The sequence below is a fragment of the Methylophilus sp. genome, assembly GCF_052173275.1.
Classification (GTDB): Bacteria; Pseudomonadota; Gammaproteobacteria; order Burkholderiales; family Methylophilaceae; genus Methylophilus.
In genome coordinates this window covers 1-23,460 of the sequence record NZ_JBQMUL010000001.1, presented here as the reverse complement: position 1 = coordinate 23,460, position 23,460 = coordinate 1, and the positions used below count along the sequence as shown (strand labels likewise).

24 protein-coding genes are annotated in these 23,460 nt (G+C 42.6%); 13 read left to right on the top strand and 11 right to left on the bottom strand.

Translation table 11 applies throughout. The annotated features are described in order from the left end of the window. Window positions 1-486 precede the first annotated feature (486 nt). Complete coding sequence (locus ACTS9Y_RS00120) at window positions 487-1,368, top strand: hypothetical protein (RefSeq protein ID WP_442583987.1); 882 nt, start codon at window positions 487-489, stop codon at window positions 1,366-1,368. Between the two features lie 185 nt (window positions 1,369-1,553). On the opposite strand, the gene ACTS9Y_RS00115 is transcribed toward ACTS9Y_RS00120, so the two are convergent. The 7 genes from ACTS9Y_RS00115 to ACTS9Y_RS00085 all read right to left on the bottom strand — a co-directional run bounded on the left by ACTS9Y_RS00115 (window position 1,554) and on the right by ACTS9Y_RS00085 (window position 6,461). Continuing rightward, window positions 1,554-1,844 (bottom strand): hypothetical protein, encoded by a 291-nt coding sequence (locus ACTS9Y_RS00115; protein ID WP_442583986.1) that lies wholly within the window; start codon window positions 1,842-1,844, stop codon window positions 1,554-1,556. A gap of 135 nt (window positions 1,845-1,979) precedes the next feature. Beyond that, window positions 1,980-2,747: an 8-oxoguanine DNA glycosylase gene (locus tag ACTS9Y_RS00110; RefSeq protein ID WP_442583985.1), complete on the bottom strand. Its 768-nt coding sequence runs from the start codon at window positions 2,745-2,747 to the stop codon at window positions 1,980-1,982. A gap of 260 nt (window positions 2,748-3,007) precedes the next feature. Then, on the bottom strand, window positions 3,008-3,688 hold the full coding sequence (locus tag ACTS9Y_RS00105) for a hypothetical protein (protein WP_442583984.1): 681 nt from the start codon (window positions 3,686-3,688) through the stop codon (window positions 3,008-3,010). Continuing rightward, the gene (locus ACTS9Y_RS00100; protein WP_442583983.1) at window positions 3,681-4,076 is read right to left on the bottom strand and encodes a hypothetical protein; all 396 of its coding nucleotides are present in this window, start codon (window positions 4,074-4,076) and stop codon (window positions 3,681-3,683) included. Before ACTS9Y_RS00100 ends, ACTS9Y_RS00105 begins: the two co-directional genes overlap by 8 nt. A 54-nt stretch (window positions 4,077-4,130) precedes the next feature. Then, a complete protein-coding gene (locus tag ACTS9Y_RS00095) occupies window positions 4,131-4,493 on the bottom strand; it encodes a hypothetical protein (RefSeq protein WP_442583982.1) in 363 nt (120 codons plus the stop codon). An 87-nt stretch (window positions 4,494-4,580) separates the two neighbouring features. After that, window positions 4,581-5,141: a single-stranded DNA-binding protein gene (gene ssb / locus ACTS9Y_RS00090; RefSeq protein WP_442583981.1), complete on the bottom strand. Its 561-nt coding sequence runs from the start codon at window positions 5,139-5,141 to the stop codon at window positions 4,581-4,583. An 84-nt stretch (window positions 5,142-5,225) separates the two neighbouring features. Next, window positions 5,226-6,461: a DNA methyltransferase gene (locus ACTS9Y_RS00085; RefSeq protein ID WP_442583980.1), complete on the bottom strand. Its 1,236-nt coding sequence runs from the start codon at window positions 6,459-6,461 to the stop codon at window positions 5,226-5,228. Between the two features lie 227 nt (window positions 6,462-6,688). On the opposite strand from ACTS9Y_RS00085, the gene ACTS9Y_RS00080 reads away from it, so the two are divergent. Genes ACTS9Y_RS00080 through ACTS9Y_RS00070 form a run of 3 tightly spaced genes read left to right on the top strand, consistent with a single transcriptional unit; the run spans window position 6,689 to window position 9,602 of the window. Further along, the gene (locus ACTS9Y_RS00080) at window positions 6,689-6,958 is read left to right on the top strand and encodes a hypothetical protein (RefSeq protein WP_442583979.1); all 270 of its coding nucleotides are present in this window, start codon (window positions 6,689-6,691) and stop codon (window positions 6,956-6,958) included. A 4-nt stretch (window positions 6,959-6,962) separates the two neighbouring features. After that, a complete protein-coding gene (locus ACTS9Y_RS00075; protein ID WP_442583978.1) occupies window positions 6,963-8,201 on the top strand; it encodes a hypothetical protein in 1,239 nt (412 codons plus the stop codon). Continuing rightward, window positions 8,202-9,602 carry a helicase HerA domain-containing protein gene (locus ACTS9Y_RS00070; RefSeq protein ID WP_442583977.1) on the top strand — a complete coding sequence of 467 codons (1,401 nt, stop codon included), beginning with the start codon at window positions 8,202-8,204 and terminating at the stop codon, window positions 9,600-9,602. It begins immediately after the preceding gene. 45 nt (window positions 9,603-9,647) lie between these two features. Here the strand turns inward: ACTS9Y_RS00070 and ACTS9Y_RS00065 are convergent, their stop codons facing one another. From ACTS9Y_RS00065 to ACTS9Y_RS00055, 3 genes are all read right to left on the bottom strand, one after another. Next, window positions 9,648-9,893 carry a hypothetical protein gene (locus ACTS9Y_RS00065; RefSeq protein ID WP_442583976.1) on the bottom strand — a complete coding sequence of 82 codons (246 nt, stop codon included), beginning with the start codon at window positions 9,891-9,893 and terminating at the stop codon, window positions 9,648-9,650. Between the two features lie 209 nt (window positions 9,894-10,102). Continuing rightward, window positions 10,103-11,110 (bottom strand): hypothetical protein, encoded by a 1,008-nt coding sequence (locus tag ACTS9Y_RS00060; RefSeq protein WP_442583975.1) that lies wholly within the window; start codon window positions 11,108-11,110, stop codon window positions 10,103-10,105. Then, on the bottom strand, window positions 11,107-12,399 hold the full coding sequence (locus ACTS9Y_RS00055) for a single-stranded-DNA-specific exonuclease RecJ (protein ID WP_442584245.1): 1,293 nt from the start codon (window positions 12,397-12,399) through the stop codon (window positions 11,107-11,109). Before ACTS9Y_RS00055 ends, ACTS9Y_RS00060 begins: the two co-directional genes overlap by 4 nt. 145 nt (window positions 12,400-12,544) lie before the next feature. Here ACTS9Y_RS00055 and ACTS9Y_RS00050 point away from each other — a divergent pair, with 145 nt between their 5' ends. Genes ACTS9Y_RS00050 through ACTS9Y_RS00035 form a run of 4 tightly spaced genes read left to right on the top strand, consistent with a single transcriptional unit; the run spans window position 12,545 to window position 17,885 of the window. After that, window positions 12,545-13,810 (top strand): site-specific integrase, encoded by a 1,266-nt coding sequence (locus ACTS9Y_RS00050; RefSeq protein WP_442583974.1) that lies wholly within the window; start codon window positions 12,545-12,547, stop codon window positions 13,808-13,810. Then, entirely contained in the window at window positions 13,794-15,323 is a 1,530-nt protein-coding gene (locus tag ACTS9Y_RS00045) for a site-specific integrase (protein WP_442583973.1), read from the top strand. Before ACTS9Y_RS00050 ends, ACTS9Y_RS00045 begins: the two co-directional genes overlap by 17 nt. Beyond that, window positions 15,320-17,440, top strand: coding sequence for a hypothetical protein (locus ACTS9Y_RS00040; RefSeq protein ID WP_442583972.1), 2,121 nt, complete (start codon window positions 15,320-15,322; stop codon window positions 17,438-17,440). The genes ACTS9Y_RS00045 and ACTS9Y_RS00040 overlap by 4 nt, the downstream gene beginning before the upstream one ends. Beyond that, window positions 17,433-17,885 (top strand): hypothetical protein, encoded by a 453-nt coding sequence (locus tag ACTS9Y_RS00035; protein WP_442583971.1) that lies wholly within the window; start codon window positions 17,433-17,435, stop codon window positions 17,883-17,885. The genes ACTS9Y_RS00040 and ACTS9Y_RS00035 overlap by 8 nt, the downstream gene beginning before the upstream one ends. A 99-nt stretch (window positions 17,886-17,984) precedes the next feature. On the opposite strand, the gene ACTS9Y_RS00030 is transcribed toward ACTS9Y_RS00035, so the two are convergent. Continuing rightward, window positions 17,985-18,302, bottom strand: a complete 318-nt coding sequence (locus ACTS9Y_RS00030; protein WP_442583970.1) for a hypothetical protein — start codon at window positions 18,300-18,302, stop codon at window positions 17,985-17,987. A gap of 32 nt (window positions 18,303-18,334) precedes the next feature. Between ACTS9Y_RS00030 and ACTS9Y_RS00025 the strand changes: the two genes are divergently transcribed. The 5 genes from ACTS9Y_RS00025 (at window position 18,335) to ACTS9Y_RS00005 (ending at window position 23,251) form a co-directional block, all read left to right on the top strand. Further along, window positions 18,335-18,841 (top strand): ATP-binding protein, encoded by a 507-nt coding sequence (locus ACTS9Y_RS00025; protein ID WP_442583969.1) that lies wholly within the window; start codon window positions 18,335-18,337, stop codon window positions 18,839-18,841. 222 nt (window positions 18,842-19,063) lie between these two features. Next, entirely contained in the window at window positions 19,064-20,035 is a 972-nt protein-coding gene (locus ACTS9Y_RS00020) for a cyclic GMP-AMP synthase DncV-like nucleotidyltransferase (RefSeq protein ID WP_442583968.1), read from the top strand. Next, window positions 20,032-21,630 carry a ThiF family adenylyltransferase gene (locus ACTS9Y_RS00015; protein WP_442583967.1) on the top strand — a complete coding sequence of 533 codons (1,599 nt, stop codon included), beginning with the start codon at window positions 20,032-20,034 and terminating at the stop codon, window positions 21,628-21,630. The genes ACTS9Y_RS00020 and ACTS9Y_RS00015 overlap by 4 nt, the downstream gene beginning before the upstream one ends. Then, window positions 21,615-22,109, top strand: a complete 495-nt coding sequence (locus tag ACTS9Y_RS00010) for a Mov34/MPN/PAD-1 family protein (RefSeq protein WP_442583966.1) — start codon at window positions 21,615-21,617, stop codon at window positions 22,107-22,109. The genes ACTS9Y_RS00015 and ACTS9Y_RS00010 overlap by 16 nt, the downstream gene beginning before the upstream one ends. Beyond that, window positions 22,106-23,251 carry an SAVED domain-containing protein gene (locus ACTS9Y_RS00005; protein WP_442583965.1) on the top strand — a complete coding sequence of 382 codons (1,146 nt, stop codon included), beginning with the start codon at window positions 22,106-22,108 and terminating at the stop codon, window positions 23,249-23,251. The genes ACTS9Y_RS00010 and ACTS9Y_RS00005 overlap by 4 nt, the downstream gene beginning before the upstream one ends. Window positions 23,252-23,460: the final 209 nt, after the last annotated feature.

The window sequence follows — 23,460 nt, the reverse complement described above, 5'->3', positions numbered from 1 at the left end:
TCCGCCTCATCATTACAATTGTAGGTGCTTGGAGTCAGTAGAAGCTCGACATCACGGGAAATGCCGTCAGTGCCTCTTACTGTAGTTTTTATCAGTCCACTGGTAGCGACGACAAAGTGACTCCCTATCTTTTCGCAAGATATGTCAGAGTGATATTGTCTTGACCCGTGGGCACAAATAATCATTTTTAAGTGTCAAAAAATATTTAAAATAATGCTACCAGTTACAGAAATTTGGATTTAATATTACGCCACACCCTTAAAAACTTCAATCACTCCCAAGTTGAAGTTTTTTGAAAAGCCCCGATAACTCCTAATCAGTCGGTGCTTTTTTTTTGCCTGTCACTTACATCGATATTTGATATTTTTGCAACAACCCCAATTTTCTGAAAAATAATTTATGTAAGCATTATTTAACAATTGCTTTTGCTGGTTAAGATATACCAACATAAATATCCATCTCATATTTTTTTGGGAGCCATCAAAAATGAAAAACAAATTAACGACCGCAGTATTACTTGCAACTATCGTATTTTCAGGTATTTCAGTCGCTGGTCAGTTCGACCAGGAAAAAATGCATTCAGTTTCAAACGTAGCTTTGGGTATCGATCCTGATGCACGCGGCGACCGTTTCCTGCTAATGAAAAACAAACCTATCAACTACGATAGCACTAACGTGCTTGCTGGTGCCGCTGTATCTAGCGCACTTGGCAATAACCCTGTATCCATTAACGGTGCTTCACTCGCCAATAAAATTACTGTCGGGCTGGATCTGCTTTCTATCTTTGGAAAGAGTAAAGAGCCGGTATATGCAGAAGCTAAGACCAAAAATTCTCTGTTTGGTAAGGTCTATGTCAAGGAAGAGCATGAAAACGGCTTCCAGGCTGCGCGTGATGCGCTGGTGCAGCTGACAAATCAGGTTGTTGCCGCGTCTAAAGAGTCATTCGGTGTTGAGACAAATTTCAACCTGGGTTTCATTGATAAGCAAATCGCAGAGTTGTCTGCTAAAAACATCAAGGACCGTAAGATTTACTCAATCGTTGAGATTAAGCTTGATTCAGAGCATATCCTTTATGCCGGTATCAAGATGCTGCCATTGGTTAAGCCTGCATTCAAAAACACTGAGTTGCAATATGACTATGCTTATGAGAATGAGCTTCCATACCAGCTCACTATTGACTTCCAGATGCGCAACCCACAAACAAACAAGTCCACGTTTGTTTTAAATGAGTTGCTACAGGATGAGAAATACAATGCCTTCTTTGCAAAAATCACTGAAGCAGGCAATGTCGTGCTGTTTACCCAGAACCTGAAAAATACGTTCTACGATGGCAACCACTACGTTGAACAGCCTACGGCCAAGAGCTAATCACACTTAAATCAAAAGGGGCGATAAGCCCCTTTTTTTACGCATTAAATCCTGCCTTCAGTAGCTGGCGGCCAATTTCATCAGCATGTTGCTCATTCACTGCACTTATCACTATCTTGGACTGTAGAACCATCTGTTAATGGTTTCTCTTCTTGCCAGAAAATCTGTGAACTAATACTTCCTCCTTAGTGAATTAGACTGTCATCAATCATGCCACCAATCATCTCGCCGCCGTGGTGGTTAATGTTGGTGAATGAGTAATTGTTGCTGAAGCTCGGTGTGTCGAATGCATCCATGATGCCGTCAAACATGGAACCGAATACGGACTGCTCTTCTTCATGATCAATTAAATCTGTATCGATGCCACCAAATATGCTACTCATGATTTCACCCAGGATACCAATAATCAAACCGAATATTTCCAGCAGAAAGTTGGCGAAAGTAGCTTCATTTACATCATAGTTTTCTTTAAACATTCTTTTTACCTTTTACCCCTTAGTTATTGATTACATTATACAAAATAGGGGAGGTAAGGCCGCCGATAGCTAATAAAAAAGCAGCCCTAAAGCCGCTTGAATGCTACTCAACAAAATTGTTTTGTGACTGCAAAGTTATGGGGTAATTTCCCTTAAAATCTGGTGAGTCTGTCTGGCGTACTGGCTGAATTGATACCAAATCTCTGCATCCAGTTCAGATGTTCTAGTGCCCAGTGCGTTACTGAAGGCAATAAACTGTTCTTCAAGCTTCAGGTAGTCTTTCTGCACCGTCAGGGTTGGATCTAGGAAGCCTCCAATTTTGCCAGCGCGCAAAATATGAATGTCCAGGATAGCGATATCATCAGCGTCGAGAAAATTTCGGGCGGCCCAACCTGCCGTTTTTGGCCCACAGCCCCGCATGTTCATCAAACCATCTCTCAGGCTCTTGCCGCTATCCATAGGCATTTGGTTAGTTGTGAGGTATTCAATTGCACCTGCAATGTATTTCGCCTTTTGTTTAGCAAACCTGTACTTAACTGGCCTCCCATCGATTAGCATCGGTTGTGATAGCCACTCTACAATCAATTCTTCATCCCAGTGAGTACCATTGAATGCACCAACGTCTTTTAACGCCTTAAACGCTGCCAAACCGACATAGGCGGGTATGCCATAGCCACCCAACAAACAAGCGCAAACCTCTTCAAGTAATGTACTTCCGATTTTGTTATTGATTGGTTTTCCAGCATGCTTTCTAGCTTCTACCAGGTATAGCCAGTTTGCAGGTGTATAAGTGGCCTCAAACATTCCCCATTTCACATTGGGTAACAATTCGACATCGGCTGCCGGGCACCTTATTTCTGCGAAATCTGGCCCGGAGCCAATCATCGCATAAGCAACTTGCAAGTTACTTCCTAACCCTGCTGGTAGCGTCAATCTTAAATTCTGGGTTAACCGTAGCAATGATCCCAAAATAAAGAACTGTTGAAATGAGTATCAGCGCGTAGATCGCACTGAATTCAACCCCGTAGAGACTGACTGATATACTCATACCTTGTCCGTTAATACCTGAATCATAGACTCTATAAAATAAACTTAAGGCTAGTATCACCAACATTACACCAAACAGCCTTAAGGAATATCTCTTCCACATACAAATCCCTAAATCAGAAGAACATCACTCGATCAATACCAATCGGCGCGAAACTCAGGAAAGCAAGTAAAAGACTGAAAGTTAGAATCTCAGTGTCAACCTTTTTACCCTTGAAAGCGAGTGAATAGTAAAACGCCGTGATTCCGAATACTATCAGCCAAAGAATCCATGTGCTATTTGAATCGCCATCGACATCGAAATATTGCATCAAAATGACGTTTACCCTATGCAGTAGCAAATCAAAACCTGCACTAGACTGGTAAGACTCAATCTGGCCCTTTGAATAAGCGCTTATGAATGCTTTGTGATCAGTGGTCATCACATCATTAAGCACTGTCCAACCAACACGGCCTTTTTCCAACTTAAACTTTATGTACACGTCTGTGTACTGCAATCGCCTGCCTTTAAGGTCACTTGTGTCCACATACTCATAGTCGTGGGGACTTATCAATGGGATCTTGTACTTTACAACCGCTACTGCCTGGCCTTCGATGTTTTCATCAATGCTTTGCACCTTCGCAATGGTTTCTCTATCGAGATAGCAGTCAATGTTAGCTGCCGACTCGCAAATAAATCCCATACGAATATGCTTACCTAAAGCCGTATCTTTAGTGCCTACAACCTGGGGATAATATGAGTTGAGGGCACCGAAAACACTTGCCCAAAACAACAATACTCCAATAACTCTAACCAATGCACCCCTCCCGGTCATTAACCCATTCGATGTTTGACAAACTTAAGTCAGTCAGCATTTTCTTCAGCATGCTTTCATAGAACTGGCGCACGCTGTATTGATCGTGAGGCTCGCCTGACCCTGTATTCACTGCGAAATTCCCACGTACCGGGGCAAGAATCATGTCTCTAAGCTGCGCATCCTTGTTACCCAGTTTGAAGTTTGGATTTTCGACTGCCTCCATCCAGCATGCAGATACCAGATGGACAACTTCAGGGTAGGGCATGCCAATCGTATACATGGCCGCCAATGCCTTCTGTACTGAAGGTAAAGAAAAATCTGCGTTAGATTTTTTTGAGAATGCTAATAGCAGGTTAAGTGTAGAAGAAATACCGGGAATTGCTTTCAAAATAATCTCCAAATGTTTTATCAGTCTGATATAGCACAAAGCCTGCCAGCCTAATTAGGAAGGTTTATCAATCACTTTGCAAAACTGTGCTTCCAAATCTTCAATTTTAAGCACACCAAATGCCAGCGCTATGCGTGCAAGAACTGGCAACCGCTTTCTCTTCATCATGTATACCAATGCCCCACGACACACTTTTTCGTTGCCGCTGGACTCATACAATCCAGTGTCATCGTTAAATTCCCCCCCATCTTTAGAGTGTACTGATTTGTGACAGTGGAAGATTTGGTTATCATCAGCTTCAAGCCCGTTCACTATCCCCTCAACACGACCAGGCGCGAGCTGAATAGCTTTGCTGTCATTGCGGAAAGGGCAATTTCCGCAAGGCTTTGTGATTGAGAATATTTTCTTTAAATCCATCTTTTATGTGCAATTAAAAGCGGGTTATTTACTTAGTAGAATTATACTTTAAAATTTAATAGAGTCGGCTTGTAACCCGCGCCAATTCTAGCTTAACGCGTAACTACTAGGTGCTTTGGCGAATGGAATGTCATCTAGGGGATCTAGCGGTCCGCCAGGATTTCTATTGTCGTTACCAAAAGATGAGTATTGGTTGTTACCACCCGCATGTTGCTGGTTCTGATTGTTATTAGTTCTCGACCCTTGATTTTGATTTTGATTTTGGTGTTGATGCTGCTGACCACCATCATAATCATCACCGGATTGCTGGCCGCCGCCGTTACCGTCACCCAACATCTGCATCTGATCAGCAATAATTTCAGTCGTGTAACGCGTCACACCATCTTTTTCCCACTTACGGGTTTGCAAACGGCCTTCAATGTACACCGGACGGCCTTTTCTCAGGTATTCACCCGCAATCTCAGCCAGCTTGCGGTAAATGACAATGTTGTGCCATTCGGTCTTTTCCTGCTTAACACCAGACTTGTCTTTCCAGTTTTCAGTGGTGGCTATACTGAAGTTTGCGACCGCCTCACCATTAGGCATGAAACGAACATCCGGGTCTTTGCCTACGTTGCCAACTAAAATCACCTTATTTACTGAAGCCATTTTTATTCTCCAAAATTGTTTCGTTTAGCTATTTGCTATGTAACTTAATTATAAAAAAAACTCTTCGCGTTTCCGCCGAATCAGCTAAACCAAAAACTTATCAATGGCCTTGTTGTACTCGAAGCCTTCAAAGTCTTTAAATCTATATGACGCACCCGCCACGTAGTCAAACGTTTTATCTGTAGTAATCCATCTTCGATTGTTTAACTCAGATGCTAGGCCTAGAGTGCTTGACCCGCCGAACATGTCCATGCACAAATCATGCTCATCAGTTAGAAATTTCACAAAAAAGTCAGCCAGCTTGAGCGGCATAGTTGCCCCGTGCTGCGCCAAACCTTGCTCAGAGCAATACCGTTTATACTCTCTCTGGCTTTTGCAAGTTGTGCTAATCCTAAGTACATTTCGCGGAATCGTGCCTTCAGTCATGTTGGAAAAAGCCCCAACCTTAACCTTCTGAGTCCGATCACCGTTCACTCGCTCTTTCTTGTTGCCCCCACTGAGAATAAACTTTTTGTGAATCTCTGTATGGGGCTGCAAGACGTTTTGATTATTGGATTTAACTAATGCCGGGTTCTTTGCAAACCACAGTACAGGCTCATAACCATGATTCACATGTACCCTGTTATTGCTCACCCAATGAACCGGACCTCGCGGTTTATTAGGCGAATCCCAAATTATCCGGTCCATTAACGCCAAGTTGAATCGATCTTCTAATGCAATTATTAGTCGTTCCAAGTAAGTGCTTCTTGCAGGCGAGTTGTGCATAAAAATATCGTTACTCAAGTTCAATACCAAAGAACCTGAATCAGCCATTTTATCAACGGCCAATTCTACAAAACCGCTTAGCCAATTAACGTACTCCTTTTGATCAACTCCACCGTAGTCTCTTTGATTCCTAAGTGGGTAGGGTGGTGAGCTTAAAAACAGGTCTACCTTCTGGTCAAGACCAGCCAGCATTGTTTTTGCATCTGCGACCGCTGCAAACCCTAGTAGGGTAGAGAACCCTAAAATGATGAAGCCGGACTTGATTTCCGTTAAGTTCTTTTTGGTTTTCTCAGCCATCTTCCACATGCCGCGAGTCGCAACACGTTCAATCACACCAGCTGCCTTAAGCGTTTGCTGGAACCAACGAATTTTCCGCTTTAGTAACGAATGGGAATCCCCGCCGATATCCAAACGATTTCCAACCAGGTCAGATTCTGAAACTACCTTACTCTCGCAAAGTGCTTCATAAAGTTGCTCATTGCTAAGTGGGCCGTCTGCTTTCTCATAAATGCGCTCGATTTCATCGAATAATTGTCTTTGGGCTTGATCAACCATTTTTATAACCGTCTGTAATTAATACCTAAATTATACAAAAACCATACCCATAATTTACCAATGCTCTAACTGGCACAAATAGTGCATTAAATGGCTTAAAACCTAACACTTAAGCCATGGAACTACTTTTCTCAAAACAAATAATAAGAACAGTCCGAAATCTATACAGAAGTTCGGGGCTTGAATCCGCCCATAACAAAGCACGTCTTCACCATGTAAAGAGGGAGGTGAAGACTACTCCTGAAGACAAGGCGAAAGTGACTGATGTATTTATTTCTTACACCGTTTTAAGCGATGCTCAAGAGTACAGGGACCGGATCGAGAAAAAGATGCTCCATGTTCCGATCAACTTCGCCAACATCGCTTTTTTCCGGAAGGCATATCCACCGCCAACCACCATTAAGTTTGTTGGTTTCTCCACTGATGGCAACACACCTCTTGAAGTGGTGCGCCTTATGGTGACTGGAACCAAATACCTGCACTTCACGATTGAATAATCACATGGCAAATACCCAGAAAACATCCCAGAAAAATCATACCTCTATGAATTCCAACAGTTTCCACAAGACGCTGTTGCTTCGTTTGCTGGTGATTATATTTACGGTTTCTTCCGTTCTGTTTATCACGTCCAAGGCGCACGCTGAAACTTATCCATTCTATGTCCAGATTGTTTACCGTGGTGAAACCACTATCGAGGTCAAGGCCACGAACGGCGGCAACGTGCCCATCATCCTGAAAATCAACCCACTCACCTTTGATGGTTATAAGTACACCAGCTCGAACAAGCCAAGCCGCGATACGGCAATAGTGGTTGATAAATTGTCAAAGAAAACCGTTTTGACCGTTGTAGCTGATCGCGGTGTGAATATCCATGACTACAAATTCAACTATGCCTGGACATTTGGTAATCCCAAAAAGGCTCAGTACATGGACTACATCTATTCCATGCCATACGACAAAATGGATGGTACATCCGTTGAAAAGCTTTACAAGGCAGATGAAGAGAATAACCAAAAGCGATATCGCCACGCTTACAAGTTCACTGGTCAGGGCGGCAATATCATCACATCAAGACCGGGCATCGTGTTCGACTTGCGCGCTTATGATACTGAAGTCCCAAATAAATCTGATGTAGATATCATGGGCTTTGTCCGCGTTTTGCACACCGATGGCACATGGTCAGAATACTTCAACATTCCCTATGACACTATTCAGGTGAAAATTAATGATTACTTGCCTGAAGGCCGCGTAATTGCCAAGGCTGACACATTTGCCTTCGCCATCATGCTACCGACTACTGATGGCATCCCATTGCCAATTCAGTACACCATGAACCTAGAGACTGGTGGAAAGATTAATACGTCTTACATAACTGACTCTTTGAATCTTGAGCAATATAACCCTGAAAAGTACCGCGTCACATCCTGGTACCAGACCATCATAAAGGCCAAAAGCAATCGCAAATATCTGATTGGTGCAGCCGTTGTGCTGGTGGTCGTGATTTCCGTAGGTATTTATTTCTATATTACATACAGGAAGAAAAAAGCGCTTGCTGCGATACAGGCCTTGCATGTCGCCGCTGATCCGGTAGATGACGATCCAGATTTTGAGCCATTTAGTGAAGAGCGCCTGGCTGAAATTGAAGAGCCTGAAGACGATGTATTTGATCGTATTAACCAGATGCTTGAGATTAGTTCAAACCAAAATCAAGCCAATGAAAAAGTAAAATTGGAATCCTAGATGAGACTACAGCATAAATTCGGCATTGATCAGTATGCCGCAAAACAGCAGGGTAAAACTACTGAAGTAATCTACGACTCGGATGCCATGATTAACCCTCATGTGCTTTTAGCCGGTTCAACTGGTACTGGTAAGTCACACCAGCTCCGAGAACTTCTTGATCGTGCATCAATGTATATCGATGGCGATTCTTCAATTGATATTTTCGATGTCCATGCTGAGTTGGATATCGGACAAGCTTCAGTAGTCAAATATTCCGCTCAGACAGGATACGGCTACAACCCGCTAATCATTAATCCTGATGTGCATTCAGGTGGTGTACTTAACTCTATCAACAATTTTATCAGGCTTGTTAATACCACTACTGTGCAACTGGGCACAAAACAACAAGCTACGCTACGCTACCTAATGATTGACTTGTATGCTGAGAGAGGCATTACTGAAGACAATGTGCGTTCATGGCGTATGGCTTATGAAAAACAGCCATCCATTCAGGACTTAATTGACTTCACCAGAACAAAGGTACTTACCACCCAATTCGGTACAGACTCAATTGCTACAAACGTACAGTCCATTACCAGGCTTGTCAAAGGCATACGTCGAAGCAAGCTTCATGAAGCCGCCAGGCAGAAGCTTTCAGTACAAGGACACGCAGTAAACGAAGACCTTAGTGCTGAAGAGGCTGCCGATCAGGGTTCAGTCGAGGAAATGGAAAGCCAGCTTGATAAGCTAAATGAAAAAACAGAAAACATGTTTCAGCTTTTCCTCAAAGGATTAAAAACCGGGGATGAGTTGGATGTGTTTTTCAAATACAACAATAAAGAAGTCATGATGAGCCTTGTTGAAAGGCTGACCACGATCAATTCAGCCGGCATCTTCAATCACAACCCTCCGCCTTTTGATTCAAATGTCCGTTGCCACGAAATCATGTCCCTGGGTGATGACTTCCAGAAGCTATTCGTTTACATGCGACTCGAAGCAATATTCCGTGAAGCGCGCGATAGAGGGCACACCAGCGAAATTCGCTATATTGTTGTACTCGATGAGGCTCATAAATTTTTTAAAGATGAGTCAGACAATATCATCAACATCATAGCCAAAGAAGGCCGTAAATTCGGTATCGCATTATGGTGTGCTTCCCAAAGCCCGACACACTTCTCAGAAGAGTTCCTAATCAACACTGCATGTATCGTATTATTGGGTATTCATTCAAGCTACTGGGATATGGCCGTTAAGAGACTGCGCATCAAACTGGATAACCTCAAGTGGACCAAGCCCAAAAAGGTCGTATCTATCAAAATGCAGCTGAAGGGCGCAAGCGATCCTCAATTCAGAAGTGTCGTACTTGCCAGTTATGAAAGTGAATTCCTGGCAGAGATAGCCCAAGGTCGAGCCGCATAATGCAAAATAGCCGCTTAGCGGCTATTTTTTTACCTTCCTGAATACCTAACTGACAACTTGCATCGAAACTCTGTCCAAATCAGCTGTAGATATTAAAACATACGGCGACTCGTTAACTCTTTGTACAATAAGTTTTGCATTATCCAGGCCTACATTGGAAACAACTGTCGTTCCGTCTGCGGCATCCACGTCACAATAGCCTTCCGAATGTCCACGGGTGACTACCTCCCACGGCAAAGCAGAATGATTGATTTCATTTTTTTGTTTTATAGCATCTATTTGTTCTGTCATGAATTACCCCTAAATCAATCATAAAAATATCCAACCTAGTATCCAACATTGATTATTATTTTACATCTCATATTGGTAACTTATTATCAGCTTAAGTCCTTGCTGTGAATAAGAAAAACACTGGAATAAATTTCCAATCTAGTTACCAACCGTTGATAACTTTATTGGTCAAAAAACATTACCTTAATTGGATATAAATAAACGCCAGATTAGACAACCTTTTGCTGCTGTTTTAAAACATAGCCATCGCTATTCAAACCCCAAGTTTCTGCATCTGGCGCATTCGGCAAATCTTCCGGGGTTTGCAGCCTCAGAAAAGGTGCGGTAATGCATAAACGTTCTTCAGTCGCTAGATCTGTATACAGATCCTTGAAGCGTCTAAACAGTGTCAGCTTATTCCATACATCATAGGGTGTAAGTAGCCTGGCCTTTTGTATTTCCTTGCCGCAGTCATTTTTAAGTGCATTAAACTCTTTCCTGAATGACTTCCGGAACCCTGAAGTAATGCGGTCATACATCTTGCTTGAATAACCAGCCGCTGCCAATGCGATTTCGGTCTGCATAACGATACTGCCATTCACCACGATATTTCGAGGTATCAAGCTAATAGCCGGTGCAATCGCATACCCAAAGTGAATCTCTCCATCGTCATCTGACACCTCATCGGTAATGACGCAGCTGCAAATAAGCACCATCCTGCGCCATTCGTAGACGGTTAAGCCTTCAATGACCTCCGAAAATCCTTGGCCGCCGTAGCCAAGCTCCCACATTTCTGGAAATGATTTATCGCCTTTGCAAGTATTGGCTTTGGTACTCATGATCACCAGGTTGCCAGGCACGTACCCGCCATTGTTATTGATCCGGTCCACCGACCAGTCATTTTCAGTAATGGTGCCATGGGTTAGATCCACCCCAGTTACCGGGCATTTACCTGAATCAATGCTTTTCAGGAACTTTGTCGTCACTTCGTCGCTGAAAATACGGCCACGTTTCCACGCATTCAACCGCAGAAGCATTATTTTTCTGCTGAACCTGTCATGGTCAAGTGGGCTTACGCGTGCGGCCTTGGCCGCGTTGTAACCCTCCATAAATGCCGCATAACCGGATGCATTGTCTGGCACCTTTAATCTGTATGCATACCAGTCCCAACCAACATTAAAACCATTTTTTGGTTCACACTTGGCAATCGCAGCGTGTTTATTAGGTAACACGCTCATGCGAACAACCCTTCCTGACTTTCATCAATCCCTTGCACTAACAGCTGAATGCTCTTATTACCGTTCCACACGTTGATATCCAATGCATAAACCAGGTTGCTTATAGGGGGCAGAAAGTGTGCCCGGCCAAAGAATATCCCTTGTACCATCAGTCTGCCAATTTTCCCAGTAAATTTGCAGTGAGCATCTTTTAAAATTTTTTGATCCGTAATTTCAACTGGACCTGCAAATAGAGGCGCGGCCATTCCCTGACCCCACACCTCAGTAGAAATATCTTCTGCGAGTCTCATATTGATGTCAGATTCTTTGAGTTCACCATCAACCATGAGGGTAGGGTTGAAAGCATCCTTTTCAGCAAGCTCTATCACCGCCTGGTTAAATGTCTCCTTGAAGATATCCCATTTATCCGGGTCGCACTTGGCTCCAGCAGAAGCCGCATGGCCGCCGCCAGACAGCTTAATGTCTGGCCTTAATTGCGATACTAAATCGATTACATCGCGTATATGGACTCCTGGAACTGATCTAAAGCTCCCCTTGATATAACCATGTTCAGTTGCAGTAAAAACGCATGAAGGTAAGTTAGTCAGGTCTTTCACTTTGCTCGCAATTAGACCAACAACACCTTCATTAAACTCTGGATTAAAAATGCATGCAGAATGTGATGACACATCCATTGCTAGATTATCTATCGCCAATTCCGACATCTGCTTTTGCATTAATTTTCTAGCGTCGTTAGTCTCTTTTAGTTCAGAAGCAAGCATGAAAGCTTCGTCATAATCGTCTGTACATAATAGAGTCATTGCGCGCTCAGCGCTGCCAAGCCTACCGCAGCTATTCAGCATTGGCCCAATACCAAACCCTATTGTTTGTGTATTTGCTGCTTTCTCGTTATATTTTGAGACATCCATTAACGCCGCAATGCCTGGATTGACGTTGTTACTATTCATCTTCTCAAGCCCAAGCTTAACTAATTTAATATTGTTATCGTCCAGCCTAACCATGTCTCCAACTGTTGCTACAGCAAGAATGTCTACCAAGCTTTTCATGGCGAAACTATGTTTCCAACCACGCTTTTCCAGGTAATCTTTAACGCAAGCCATGACATACCAGGCCACACCAGCACCGCAAAGATTTTTGCTTCCAAACTGATTCTCACCAGTTTCCGCCCACGGATTAACAATTGCGTCTGCTTTGGGGAAAATCATTCTGTTATCTGGCATGTGATGATCAGTAATCACAACATCCAATCCAAGCCGTTTAGCTTCAAGAACAGCCTCAAAGGATACAATGCCATTGTCACATTATACGGAACTACACTGTAAATGACTACATATATCATTTAAACCAGTAAATATATTGGTAATTTACTTATGGACATTTTTTTTAGAAATAACATTAGTATTGTTATTGAGCAACTAATAAGATTGTCCACAAATGAAACAATATCGTATCAAATCTATTCGATTACAAACCGGTGAGCGGTTACCGCTTCTCATAGATTCAAGTGGAATACCACTCTTTGAGCCTACGGTATTTGCTATCTCTGTATTGCGTGGACGCAACCTCGCCTCTAACACAATTAAACAAGCGCTTCGTGGGGTGATGGTGCTACAAACAATGCTAGATAGAGAGAGCATTAACTTAGATCGGCGCTTTGAGCAGGGTGAATTTCTGACTTATGGAGAAATCGACCGCTTAGTCGCATTAACAAAACTTGAAATGGACGCAATCTGGGAAATAGATAAACCTATTGGTCAACCACGCAAGATGATTTCGTTAGAACAAGCAAGATTGAATCTAACCAGAAAAAAAGCAATGGGCGAGGTAGAACCTGGGACTTCGGCAATCCGACTAATTTATATCCGCAAGTACCTTGTTTGGTTTGCAAACAGTCGGATTATGAGGATGCATCAAGGTTCGAACAGAAGCGACATGATCGAATTGCGAGATCTTGTACTAAGTGCAATTGAGGAGCGCACTCCTTCGTCTAGAGGTCGCAGCGGAGAACCAGAACGTATGGGACTCACTCCTGAATCACAAAAAATCCTTATGGAAATCATTGAACCAGACCACCTGAATAACCCATGGGATACTTCGCATTCCAAGGAGCGAAATGCTTTGATCGTCCATATGATGATTGAACTCGGCCTACGAAGGGGTGAATTGCTTGGCGTGAGGATTAACGATATAAAAAGCAATGAACTCTACGTGGCTAGGCGACCAGACGATGAACTCGATAGTCGACTAGACGAACCCAATGCAAAAACTAAAGCCAGACCAATTCCGCTTTCACGAGCACTTTCGCAGCGAATCTATGAGTATGTGAATGGTACGCGCTATGCAATCAAAGCGGCGCGAAAAAAACCAATGCTAATTGTTTCAGAAGAAGGTCAGGAACTCTCGCTCAGTTCTGTTAACAAGCTTTTTGTTCCTCTCCAGCAATCATCGTCATTACTAAACTTTCTTACTCCTCACATCCTGAGGCACACCTTCAATGACAATTTGTATGAATCACTTGATAAGGCTGGAATGAGCCAGGTGGAAATAAGGAAAGCTATGATTCGCCTTAATGGGTGGAGCGATAACAGCAATAGTCCAGACTACTACACAAAACGTTCGACTATGCGCAGGGCTCATTCTGCACAAATTACATATCAGAACAATATATCCATGGTTGAAAAAAATGAAGTCTGCCGCTAAAAAGTTTCTCGCAACCTTTCCAAATGACCTTCCTGAGGTTGCCCACACAAAGTCTGGAATTGAATACAATCCTCGTCTTCAGCATTGGAGAATCAGAGATCAACTTTCAACCTCTAACTTTAACTTTGACTTGTTGCCGCCACAAGCTGAGCCATTGATCTTTGGGTTGAAATATACCCTTATCAATCTATTGGGAATAAGGGCAAGCAATACCATTTATCGAGAATTTCATTCTTTTATAGCACTCACTCGATTCATAGTCTCTGAAAAATCAGATTTCATCAACACAATCAGTGTTGTTGACATCCAAAACTTCATGGCGAGTAGCAAAACAGCATATAAGTACACACAGGGTTGCAGGATGTTGCTCCGCAAGTGGTGCAATTTGGGGGTGCAGGGAATTGATCCTAATTTAAATCCCCTGTTAGCCAAAATCAAGATTAAACGCCCACCCGATATGATTGCAGTCTCAACGCTGTGCCCAAAGAAGGGGCCGTTTACTGATCTCGAATTCGAGTCCATTGACCAGCAAACCAACGAGTCATATGCTGATGGCAAATGGAACGAAGCCGATTATTTCCTAGTTAAACTTTTGATGGCGCTAGGTGCACGCCCAATCCAATTTGCGGCTCTTAAGCTGGTAGATTTTCATACACCCGAATCTGAAGGTGCTGACTACTGGCTAAACATGCCGATTGCCAAACAGACGAACACTATCGCTCGTGACAAATTTATGCCATGCCTGCTTGGCCGGCATCTTGGAGAACCCCTTTATTTGTACGTGTTGTCAGTGTGGCAACAGTACAAGGACATACTTCCTGACCCTTGGCAAGCACCGCTATTCCCAGCATTAGAAATTAAGAAAGATCCTGACCCAAAAGGGTTTGAGTTTCACTTTACAAACCAAGACATCATAACTCGTATCATGGCATTGTTTGATCGTCTTGCTGTCCCGTCGGAGAGACTAGAAAGTGCTATGAAAGTTAGTGCTCGTCGTTTTCGCTATACCTACGGCACTCGTCTAGCGGAAGAAGGGCATCCGGTTCAAGTTATAGCACGCTGTCTCGGGCACACACAAAATTCAACCGCACAGGTGTACATCGCCTTAACACAGCGACTAATGGACAAAATTGATGCAGCAACGGCGTATGCCATGGCACCTCTTGCCAAGGCGTTTATGGGACGGCTGATCTCCGGTGAAGATGAAGCCTCCCAGCCAAACCGTTCGAGCCGGATAATCGACTTTCGTGTGGACCAAAGTGGCAGTGGGATGGGCAGTTGCGGGCAACATGGAGATTGCAATTTCTGTAAACCGATTGCCTGCTACCCTTGTAATCGCTTCGAGCCATGGCTAGATGGACCTCATGAAGAGGCACTGGCCTTTATGCTAGCCAGGCGCGAGGCATTAATCAAAACCACCGATCTTAGAATTGCCAGTATCAATGATCGCGCAATCCTTGCTTGCGCCGAGATCATCTTACGTTGCAGAGAACTCAACAGACAGCATCCATGAACAATATTCTAATCATCCCTTCGCGTTCAGAGCTTGATGCTAAAGCGTCACTCGAGCTATTTGTTAAAAATAACCGACTTATAAAACCATTAGGCTATGACCAATCATTCGAAAGTAACGCCTGGGGATTTGGGCATATGTTTCCTAAGAATAAGGCCAAGTCTGAGAATAGGTTGCACTTCACCCGTCTAGATATGTATGGAGATGAGCTTTCAACTGGCAAAAAGTACCAAGGCACGCCATTTAATGAACCTTTCCTGTCTTTTGCTAAAGCGATGTTCAATCATTTACACTCAACTAGAGGGCTCGGAAGTGCTGACAGCAAGCTCACAGCCCTAAGGTACATGGAGTATGCACAAAGGACCCTAAATGGTAATTCTGATCCCTGGAGTATTACGCCTCAAGAGTTAAATTTTGCAACTCAGAAGATCGTAGAAAACTATGAATCCGCATACTACATAAGCAATCAGCTTGATTTAATCTACAGGGAAATGGTAGATCAAAGGTTGGTATCACTCCCTACAGTATGGACAACCTTTGTTCCGTCGCCAGAGATACAACGTCGCCGAAGCGATAAGGAGTTTGACGCGGTCCGGAATAAAAGACTGCCATCCCCCGAAGCGCTTTTAGCACTTGCTCATATTAGAAACCACAGCCAAGGCTTTGCTGAACGTTTCATTGGCAACATCACCTACTTGATGTTATGTTCACCTGACCGTATCGTAGAAACGCTAACCTTGCCCAAGAATTGTATTGTCTGGAAGGACGGCTCGAAGAAGCAACGGATGGGCCTAAGATGGTTTCCTGCAAAGAACAACGCACCTTTGGTAAAAGATGTTTTACCTATTATGAAGGATGTTGCCCAAGTTGCGGTCGATGAACTGATTGCCATGACTGATCAAGCGAGGGTAGTGGCGAAATGGTATGAAGAGAACCCCGACCAGATATATCTATTGTCCAAACATGAGCACTTCCGTACTCAGGAATGGCTATCTTATGATGAACTGAATGCCATCCTTTTTGATGGCAAACATACCTCTATTACTGCCTATTGCCACTATCTGAAGTTGAATTTACGCAAATTCGGCAGGACAAATCTGTTGAGATTCCAAGAGGTCGAACAAGCAATTCTTTCTTTGCTCCCTGCCGGGTTTCCTGTCCTCGATATAACCCAAAACCTAAAATATAGTGAAGCTCTCTGTGTTTCCAGACTAAATGAAATGTCTGGTAGAGCTATTTATGTTGGAATGATCCATCCTGTTAATTATTCCCAAGTAAATTCACGGATTTCTGCAAAAACCACTTCCAAAATCCAAAATATCTTCGAGAAACATAATCTTCGCAATCCTGATGGTACTAGGATTCACCTAACTACACATATGCTACGGCACTACGGCAATACTGTGATGCAGGCTGGTGGCCTAGACGAAATGATAATTGCTAAACTCTCGGGTCGAAAAGTGACGACAAACCGTGCCTATGACCATGAGTCGGATCGGGACGTGGTTGACAAAGTTCGTAAAGCCTTAGGGCCAGACTTGGTGTCCAAGGTCGCTAAAGCTATTGGTGACAAAAGTCAGGAAGATAACGAGCTAGTTACTACCGACACGCGTGTGTATAAGTTACGAGCAGAATTCCCAGGCATCAAGGTCATATCGGCACACACCACCGAACTCGGCTATTGCATCCACAACTTTGCAAGCGAGCCCTGTCCGCTACATGGCGATCATATCCATTGCGAAAAGTCTGTCTATATCAAAGGGGACAGCGAGTGTGAGCACAAGGTACGTTTCTTGCACAAGGAAACGGAAACCTTATTAGATATTGCCCATAAAGCGTTGACTGAGGAAGAATATGGAGCAGATAAGTGGGTGTCTGGTTACGAAAGCGTGCTTGAACGCACTACACAAATTATAGGTTTCTTTGAAAATACAGAAATCGTCGATGGCGCTGGAATTGTGTTGGCAGGCCCCAACGGGGCGAGCAGAATACTTCAATCAATGGAGCTGCGCCTCGAAAAACACGGCTCGGTATGCGGCATTAATTTCCAATCACTGGACGAGCTTAAGCAATACCTAGAAAACCAATCAACTAAAATAGAGAATAACCATGCCTAAATTAACTAGTTCTAGAGCACCCAATCTGGATGATGCGACAATCGAGCGCATCGTTCAGATTCTTGATGGCTGGAGCGGTAAGCTTAGCTGGAAATTATTCATAGAGGCTATCACCATACAGCTGCACCTGTCATATGCACGTCAGACGTTAAACAATCATGAGCGCATCAGGTCTGGGTTTGTAGCCCGTAAAAAAGAACTTACTGGTCAGGAGCGAAAGAGTAAAAATACCGAGTCTCCTGAGCTTCAACTTGCCGCCCAGCGTATCAAACTTCTAGAGGCGGAGATAGCTCGTCTTACCCGTGAAAACAATACGCTACTAGAGCAATTCGTGCGATGGGCATACAACGCATCAACACGACAGCTCGATCTGGACTTCCTGAATACGCCACTACCATTAATCAACCGAGACAGGACGAAGAAACCAAAGGGCATTAAATCCTAATTTCGAGAAAGCCAGGTCACAAAGTGCATTTGACATACGAGTTTGAATTAAACATTTAATAAAGCAATTCTCGTTTAAATAATTTTCTTACTAAGTTATTTATAGACCATATTCAGACTTTAGCTCCAAGCATATATCTTGAAGCTTGTCCCCTTCTGGAAATAGGGCATCAACTGGAATGGCATGAAAATTCTTTTCCCAAAAGTTGAGGCTATTTAATTCAAATTTGGCTATGAGCCTAACTCCAATATCTAAATTAGGACGTCTTTGCATACGATAAGCTGGGAAACTTCCAACTAAAAATCCCTCTTGAAAATACGGTCTTTGTGCTTCAGGAGGGCAGATACTTAATAATCGTATATTTAATAGTTCACTTTCAACTGAATATGTGATGCTCCCTTCCGGAAAGGTGTTCATTAGAGGATCTGGATGACAGGCCTAGTAGAGACTTGGATAAGCCATTGATTTCAACATTGGCGACATGTGAGTGGGTACATCGAAAGCAAAACTTAACGATTCGCGGCGCGACTGGTACAGGTAAAACCTGGCTAGGAACTGCTATTGGAACCCAAGCATGCAGGCTCGGCATATCGGTGATATACATACGTAGTAATCAGCTGCTTTCAGATATTGCGACAGCATTGGCTGACGGGTCATTAGCCAGCCTGAAAACCAAACTCATTAAACCAGCATTATTAGTTATTGATGATTTTGGACATGGCCAGATAAATATCTCGGTGGGTCATGTTCTATTGGATATTATCGATCAAAGAATGCGCTCAGGCTCTTTACTCTTCACAACTCAATATCCCTTCGAGCAATGGCATGATTTGTTTCCTGATCCAACACTAGCAGACGCTATATTGGATCGCGTGGTACACCAATCGCATGTTCTGCATTTGAAAGGTGAGTCTATGCGGAAATTGCGTGCAAAGAAAAAGTTGACTGATCGCTAACCTAGTTCGCCCATACCCAAATTGCCACCAATATTGCAGTTTGGGTATATAACTTCTATAAGTTAAATTACAAAACATTATTCAAAATAAATATTATAAAAAAAATCACAAGAAGGCTTGAAATTCCTACAAGCACCCCTACATATAGAATATGTGCCGACTTAAAGTACTATATGTTGTAATCATTGCAAGGCACAACTCTCAATCGTAAAGGGGAAGTGAATGTATTGTCAGCAACAGTTCAAAGAGTATTACGAAGAAATTAAGATCAGTGATGAAAAAGCAGGATTGCGTGAGAAACGCACAATCCTGCTAGAGGCCCTTAGTGCAGGCCTTTCGGAAGAAGTCCCAACCTGGACTCACTTCAATCAGGGTAGTTATGCCATGGGCACTGGTGTTATGCCATTGGACGGAAATTACGATATCGATGTTGGTATCGTGTTCGACATGGATAGTACTGAGTACACAGCACTTGAAATTAAAAAAGAGGTGTTCTTCGCTTTAAACAAAGGTAATCGTTCAGTGGAAATCAAATATCCATGCGTTCGAGTTAACTATATGAAGGGCAGCGAGGTAGATTTCCATGTGGACTTGGCAATTTATTGCAAAGAAGATAATGATTATTACATCGCCAAGGGAAAAACCAACTCAGACGAAGACAAAATTCTCTGGGAAGATTCAGCTCCCAAAGAGCTAATCGACTGGGTATATGAGCGATTTAGCGGTGATGACCGTAAGCAATTCCTCAGAGTCATTTCATACCTTAAAAGATGGCGTGATCTTAAACTTGGTCACTCTAACCTTCCAAGTATTGCTTTGACCGTATTTGCAGGCGAGTACTTTGTCCCTAATCATGATGTTTTTAATGACAATAAACCACGTGATTTACTGGCTCTGAAAGACTTAGCTGAAATGATGAAAAATAAACTGGATTGGGGTATGTTCGACATTCACCTCCCGGTTTCACCATTTACAAGTTTGGTAGCCAAACTCACAGAGCTTCAGAAAGAAAACTTGCAAGACAAACTTGAATGTTTAATTTCAGTTTTAAACGAAGCTCAAAGCGAGACTGACACTCATAAAGCTTGTAAAAAACTAGCTAAACAATTTGGTGATGAATTCCCTGTGCCTGAAGCAGAGGCTGCGAAGTCTAATACTCCGCGATCTGTGACTGTCACAGGGAGTTCTGCTTGAAAAAAGCTCATCCTCTTGAAGCACTAGCATCTACTGCTTTGACAAACGTAAAAGCAGTAGATGTCTGCGTGGAAGAATCCACGAGTGCTTTACTGAAGATTAATTTTTCAATCAACGAACTTCCATTACAAATATCGTTTAAGGGTGACTTGATGTTTGAGTTGCCTACAATTTACATTAGAAATCCAGATTACTTCTGGGGGCACCCTCACATTTCACCGTGTGGCAACATCTGCATTTCCGATAGACAAGGTGTAGTTTTCAATCCCGATGATGTGGATGGTGTAGTTGAGTTTGTCGTCAAATCCGCACTAGTAATTATTGAGGATGCCAATAAACTAACCGCATCTGAAAAACTTCAGGCATTTGCCAATGAGCTTCAGGATTATTTATCCGAGAGATTTGTTACTGGCAATCGGATGATTGAAGGTGGATTTGGATCAGCTGATTCAGTCTTTTTCAATGTGAATGTAGGCAAGAAAGAGCATTCACTAGTTTCGATTACCGCTTCAGGTCAAGCAACTGCTGGGAAGCAAGCAACTTTTCATACGGCCAATGTCATTAAAACTAGCATTGAACGCATACCCTCCATGGGCTCAAAGCCAGATATTAACTGGTTGAAATCTTTCTTAAATAATCATCCTGATTTGCAGTTATCAAAAAAAAGAATCGGGGGATTAGTAATCAGGGTAGCCAATGTCTTTGGTTATTCAAATTTCGCCATCTCATTTGTAAGAAGTCAGAATTCTGAGATATCCCAACTGAATTTTTATGCAGTCAAAGAATTAAGTCCCTACTACTATGCTCAGCGTGGTGGAACTGAAATTAAAGATATTCGGGTTGCTATTGCTGGAGTCGGGGCAATCGGTTCAAGAGTAGCTGAGTTGTTGTGTATGTCTGGAATCACAAACCTTTGTTTGATTGATAGCGATATATTCACCAACGACAATGTTTACAGGCATGTACTAGGCAAACAACATGTAGGTAAAAATAAAGTAAGTGCTTTAGCTGAACACCTAAAACAGAGGTTTCTTGAACTTACTATTCATCCGGTTCCTGAGAGTCTGGAAAGCTATTTTGCCTCTGGCCTGCCTGATATCGACTGTTTGATATTGACTACCGGCAACATGATTTTGGAGCGTTATCTTGTAAAACGCGCAAAAAATGAGGGGTGGCCGTTTCAAATCGTATGCGGATGGGTGGAGGCTTTGGGGCTCGGTGGCCATGCAATATCGATGGCAGCTCAGGAGAAAGGATGTCTGGAGTGCCTTCACATCGTTGACGGAAATGCACCTGGTAATTTATCTCGCACCTCATATTTAGAGCCAAATCAGAAAATTACAAAAAACTTGATGGGATGCATAGGATTTTTACCATACTCTGGCTTGGACGCCCTCAAAAGCGCTCAATTGATTACGGATTTCGTGCTTTCCCAAAGGACTGGTTACAGCCGCTGGATCGGTCCGGAAGATAATGCTATTACGAATAATATTAAAACGTCTGAAGTTTATAAAAATGCGCTGGGCGCAAATTCAAAGCTTGTTTTTACAAGTACTGATATTTTTGAAGGCAACTGCCCATGCTGCAATACATAAGTAATGATAGGGCCTACTTCGAGTTCAATAAGGTTAAAGGAAATATTGACTCTAAAGTGATTAATCAATTCAGAAGCTATAAGCAGAATCGAGTCTACTCAAAGGAAGCAGGCGGGCTTTTGTTGGGCTACATTGATCAATTCAGCCATGGTTTATTAGTTGAGTTATGTACTGTCCCATGCTTTGGCGATAAGCGCTCTCGATACTCATTTTATAGAGGTAAAGGCCATCAGAAAAAGGCTGATAGATGGTGGAAAGATACCAACTCTAAAGGTACTTGTTTAGGAATTTGGCATACGCACCCGGAAGAGATCCCCACTCCATCCTCTGTCGATAATGCAGATTTTAGAAAGATATTGAGTACTTCAAATTCGATATCTCCAAATTTACTTTCGATCATTGTAGGAACGGAAAAATTTGGTGTGTGGGTAGGAAATAAAAATCTTGAAATTCAATTAGTGGGGTATTTAACGATATGAAATACTTTTTATTGATAGTAGATTTAATCAAATTTTTTAGGCCTTCTTTTGCTGGAACACTCGTGAAGTGTGGGGTTGCATTAGAAGTCCTTGCCTTTGGTGGTTATAAATTAATCTTTGAATATGACCGTTATATAAACAATGGGCATTTAGCCGTCGGTATAAATACTTCGGACACTTCTGAAATTGTCCTCTATATCATAGGCGTATTCGGAGCCCTATTAATGATTGGTGGCTTTTGGATTGGTATAAAAGATTGGGTAACTCTTCGACGTAATAACGCTAGGAAGAAAAATATCATCATCGAGCTTCGCGGATTGTCTGCAACGCTCAATCAAAGTTTAAAGTCCTCAATCTCTAAGACAATGATTGGTCAGGTAGATGAGGTCCTGGTCGAGATCGGCCAGCATGTGACTGCGGGCACATCTTCAGAGTTAGAAAAGGCCCTAGACAAGGTTAATAACATACACTCCAGAATTGAAACTGCCATAGCAGGTAAAGATCCTGGCGATGTTTCCATTCATGCAGGTACAGTTGCCCCGACCCCATTTCAATTTTTATTTGGTGTAATTCTGGATGATGAATTCAGTCCTAACGTATGGGAATATGAACGCCTGAAAGATGAATGGCAAACTTTAGATCAGAATGAGCCATCGATTGTAGTTAACGAGCAAATTGATCCCAGAATTTCCAGTCAAGATACTGAGGTTGTCGTTGCAGTGGCGGCTACTTTTGCAGTTTTGGATTCAACCATTTCGAATACATGGCCTAATCTCAAAGTGGCTAAAATCGAGAATCCGACTGCAACACCTAATTCCATATGGACTGAAGCAGATCAAGTACAGATTGTTGAAAGTTTTTTGCGCGTTATGGCGTTACTAAAAAATCGGGGAGTTAAGAAGGTGCATTTAGCGCTAGCTGCCTCGCCATCAATTTGTATAAGGTTAGGCAGACATTTTGATCAACGCAATCTCCCTGAAGTCACTGTATATCAATTTGACAAACTCAAATCGATACACTTGGGGTGTAGAAATTGCATCAATCGGAACACAATTACCCCAAAAAAGGAAAGTTCATACAACCCAACTGTGTCGAACTTAAATTGTGGAGGGTGTTATTTTGAAAAACCTTATCGTATCTAATCGCAAATGAAGAGCTAAAGTTAGATGATCTCCAAAAAAAAATATGCGATGAATTAAAAGCAATTAATCGCACTTAAGCTACATTCCTACTCATCCAATCAATTGATTCATTGAAATACAATCAGTTGAGTCTCAGCGGTTGAATTGGTATTCCACCTGTTCTAGATATAAACTACAAATCCCTTAAATTGCATTTCAGCTGACAAGGG

What these genes read in the sequence shown, in the direction of transcription:
- ACTS9Y_RS00120 (WP_442583987.1), top strand. Translation starts at nt 487, where the DNA reads ATGAAAAACAAATTAACGACCGCAGTATTACTTGCAACTATCGTATTT.
- ACTS9Y_RS00115 (WP_442583986.1), bottom strand. Translation starts at nt 1,844, where the DNA reads ATGTTTAAAGAAAACTATGATGTAAATGAAGCTACTTTCGCCAACTTT.
- ACTS9Y_RS00095 (WP_442583982.1), bottom strand. Translation starts at nt 4,493, where the DNA reads ATGGATTTAAAGAAAATATTCTCAATCACAAAGCCTTGCGGAAATTGC.
- ssb (WP_442583981.1), bottom strand. Translation starts at nt 5,141, where the DNA reads ATGGCTTCAGTAAATAAGGTGATTTTAGTTGGCAACGTAGGCAAAGAC.
- ACTS9Y_RS00085 (WP_442583980.1), bottom strand. Translation starts at nt 6,461, where the DNA reads ATGGTTGATCAAGCCCAAAGACAATTATTCGATGAAATCGAGCGCATT.
- ACTS9Y_RS00075 (WP_442583978.1), top strand. Translation starts at nt 6,963, where the DNA reads ATGGCAAATACCCAGAAAACATCCCAGAAAAATCATACCTCTATGAAT.
- ACTS9Y_RS00070 (WP_442583977.1), top strand. Translation starts at nt 8,202, where the DNA reads ATGAGACTACAGCATAAATTCGGCATTGATCAGTATGCCGCAAAACAG.
- ACTS9Y_RS00065 (WP_442583976.1), bottom strand. Translation starts at nt 9,893, where the DNA reads ATGACAGAACAAATAGATGCTATAAAACAAAAAAATGAAATCAATCAT.
- ACTS9Y_RS00060 (WP_442583975.1), bottom strand. Translation starts at nt 11,110, where the DNA reads ATGAGCGTGTTACCTAATAAACACGCTGCGATTGCCAAGTGTGAACCA.
- ACTS9Y_RS00050 (WP_442583974.1), top strand. Translation starts at nt 12,545, where the DNA reads ATGAAACAATATCGTATCAAATCTATTCGATTACAAACCGGTGAGCGG.
- ACTS9Y_RS00045 (WP_442583973.1), top strand. Translation starts at nt 13,794, where the DNA reads ATGAAGTCTGCCGCTAAAAAGTTTCTCGCAACCTTTCCAAATGACCTT.
- ACTS9Y_RS00040 (WP_442583972.1), top strand. Translation starts at nt 15,320, where the DNA reads ATGAACAATATTCTAATCATCCCTTCGCGTTCAGAGCTTGATGCTAAA.
- ACTS9Y_RS00035 (WP_442583971.1), top strand. Translation starts at nt 17,433, where the DNA reads ATGCCTAAATTAACTAGTTCTAGAGCACCCAATCTGGATGATGCGACA.
- ACTS9Y_RS00030 (WP_442583970.1), bottom strand. Translation starts at nt 18,302, where the DNA reads ATGAACACCTTTCCGGAAGGGAGCATCACATATTCAGTTGAAAGTGAA.
- ACTS9Y_RS00020 (WP_442583968.1), top strand. Translation starts at nt 19,064, where the DNA reads ATGTATTGTCAGCAACAGTTCAAAGAGTATTACGAAGAAATTAAGATC.
- ACTS9Y_RS00010 (WP_442583966.1), top strand. Translation starts at nt 21,615, where the DNA reads ATGCTGCAATACATAAGTAATGATAGGGCCTACTTCGAGTTCAATAAG.
- ACTS9Y_RS00005 (WP_442583965.1), top strand. Translation starts at nt 22,106, where the DNA reads ATGAAATACTTTTTATTGATAGTAGATTTAATCAAATTTTTTAGGCCT.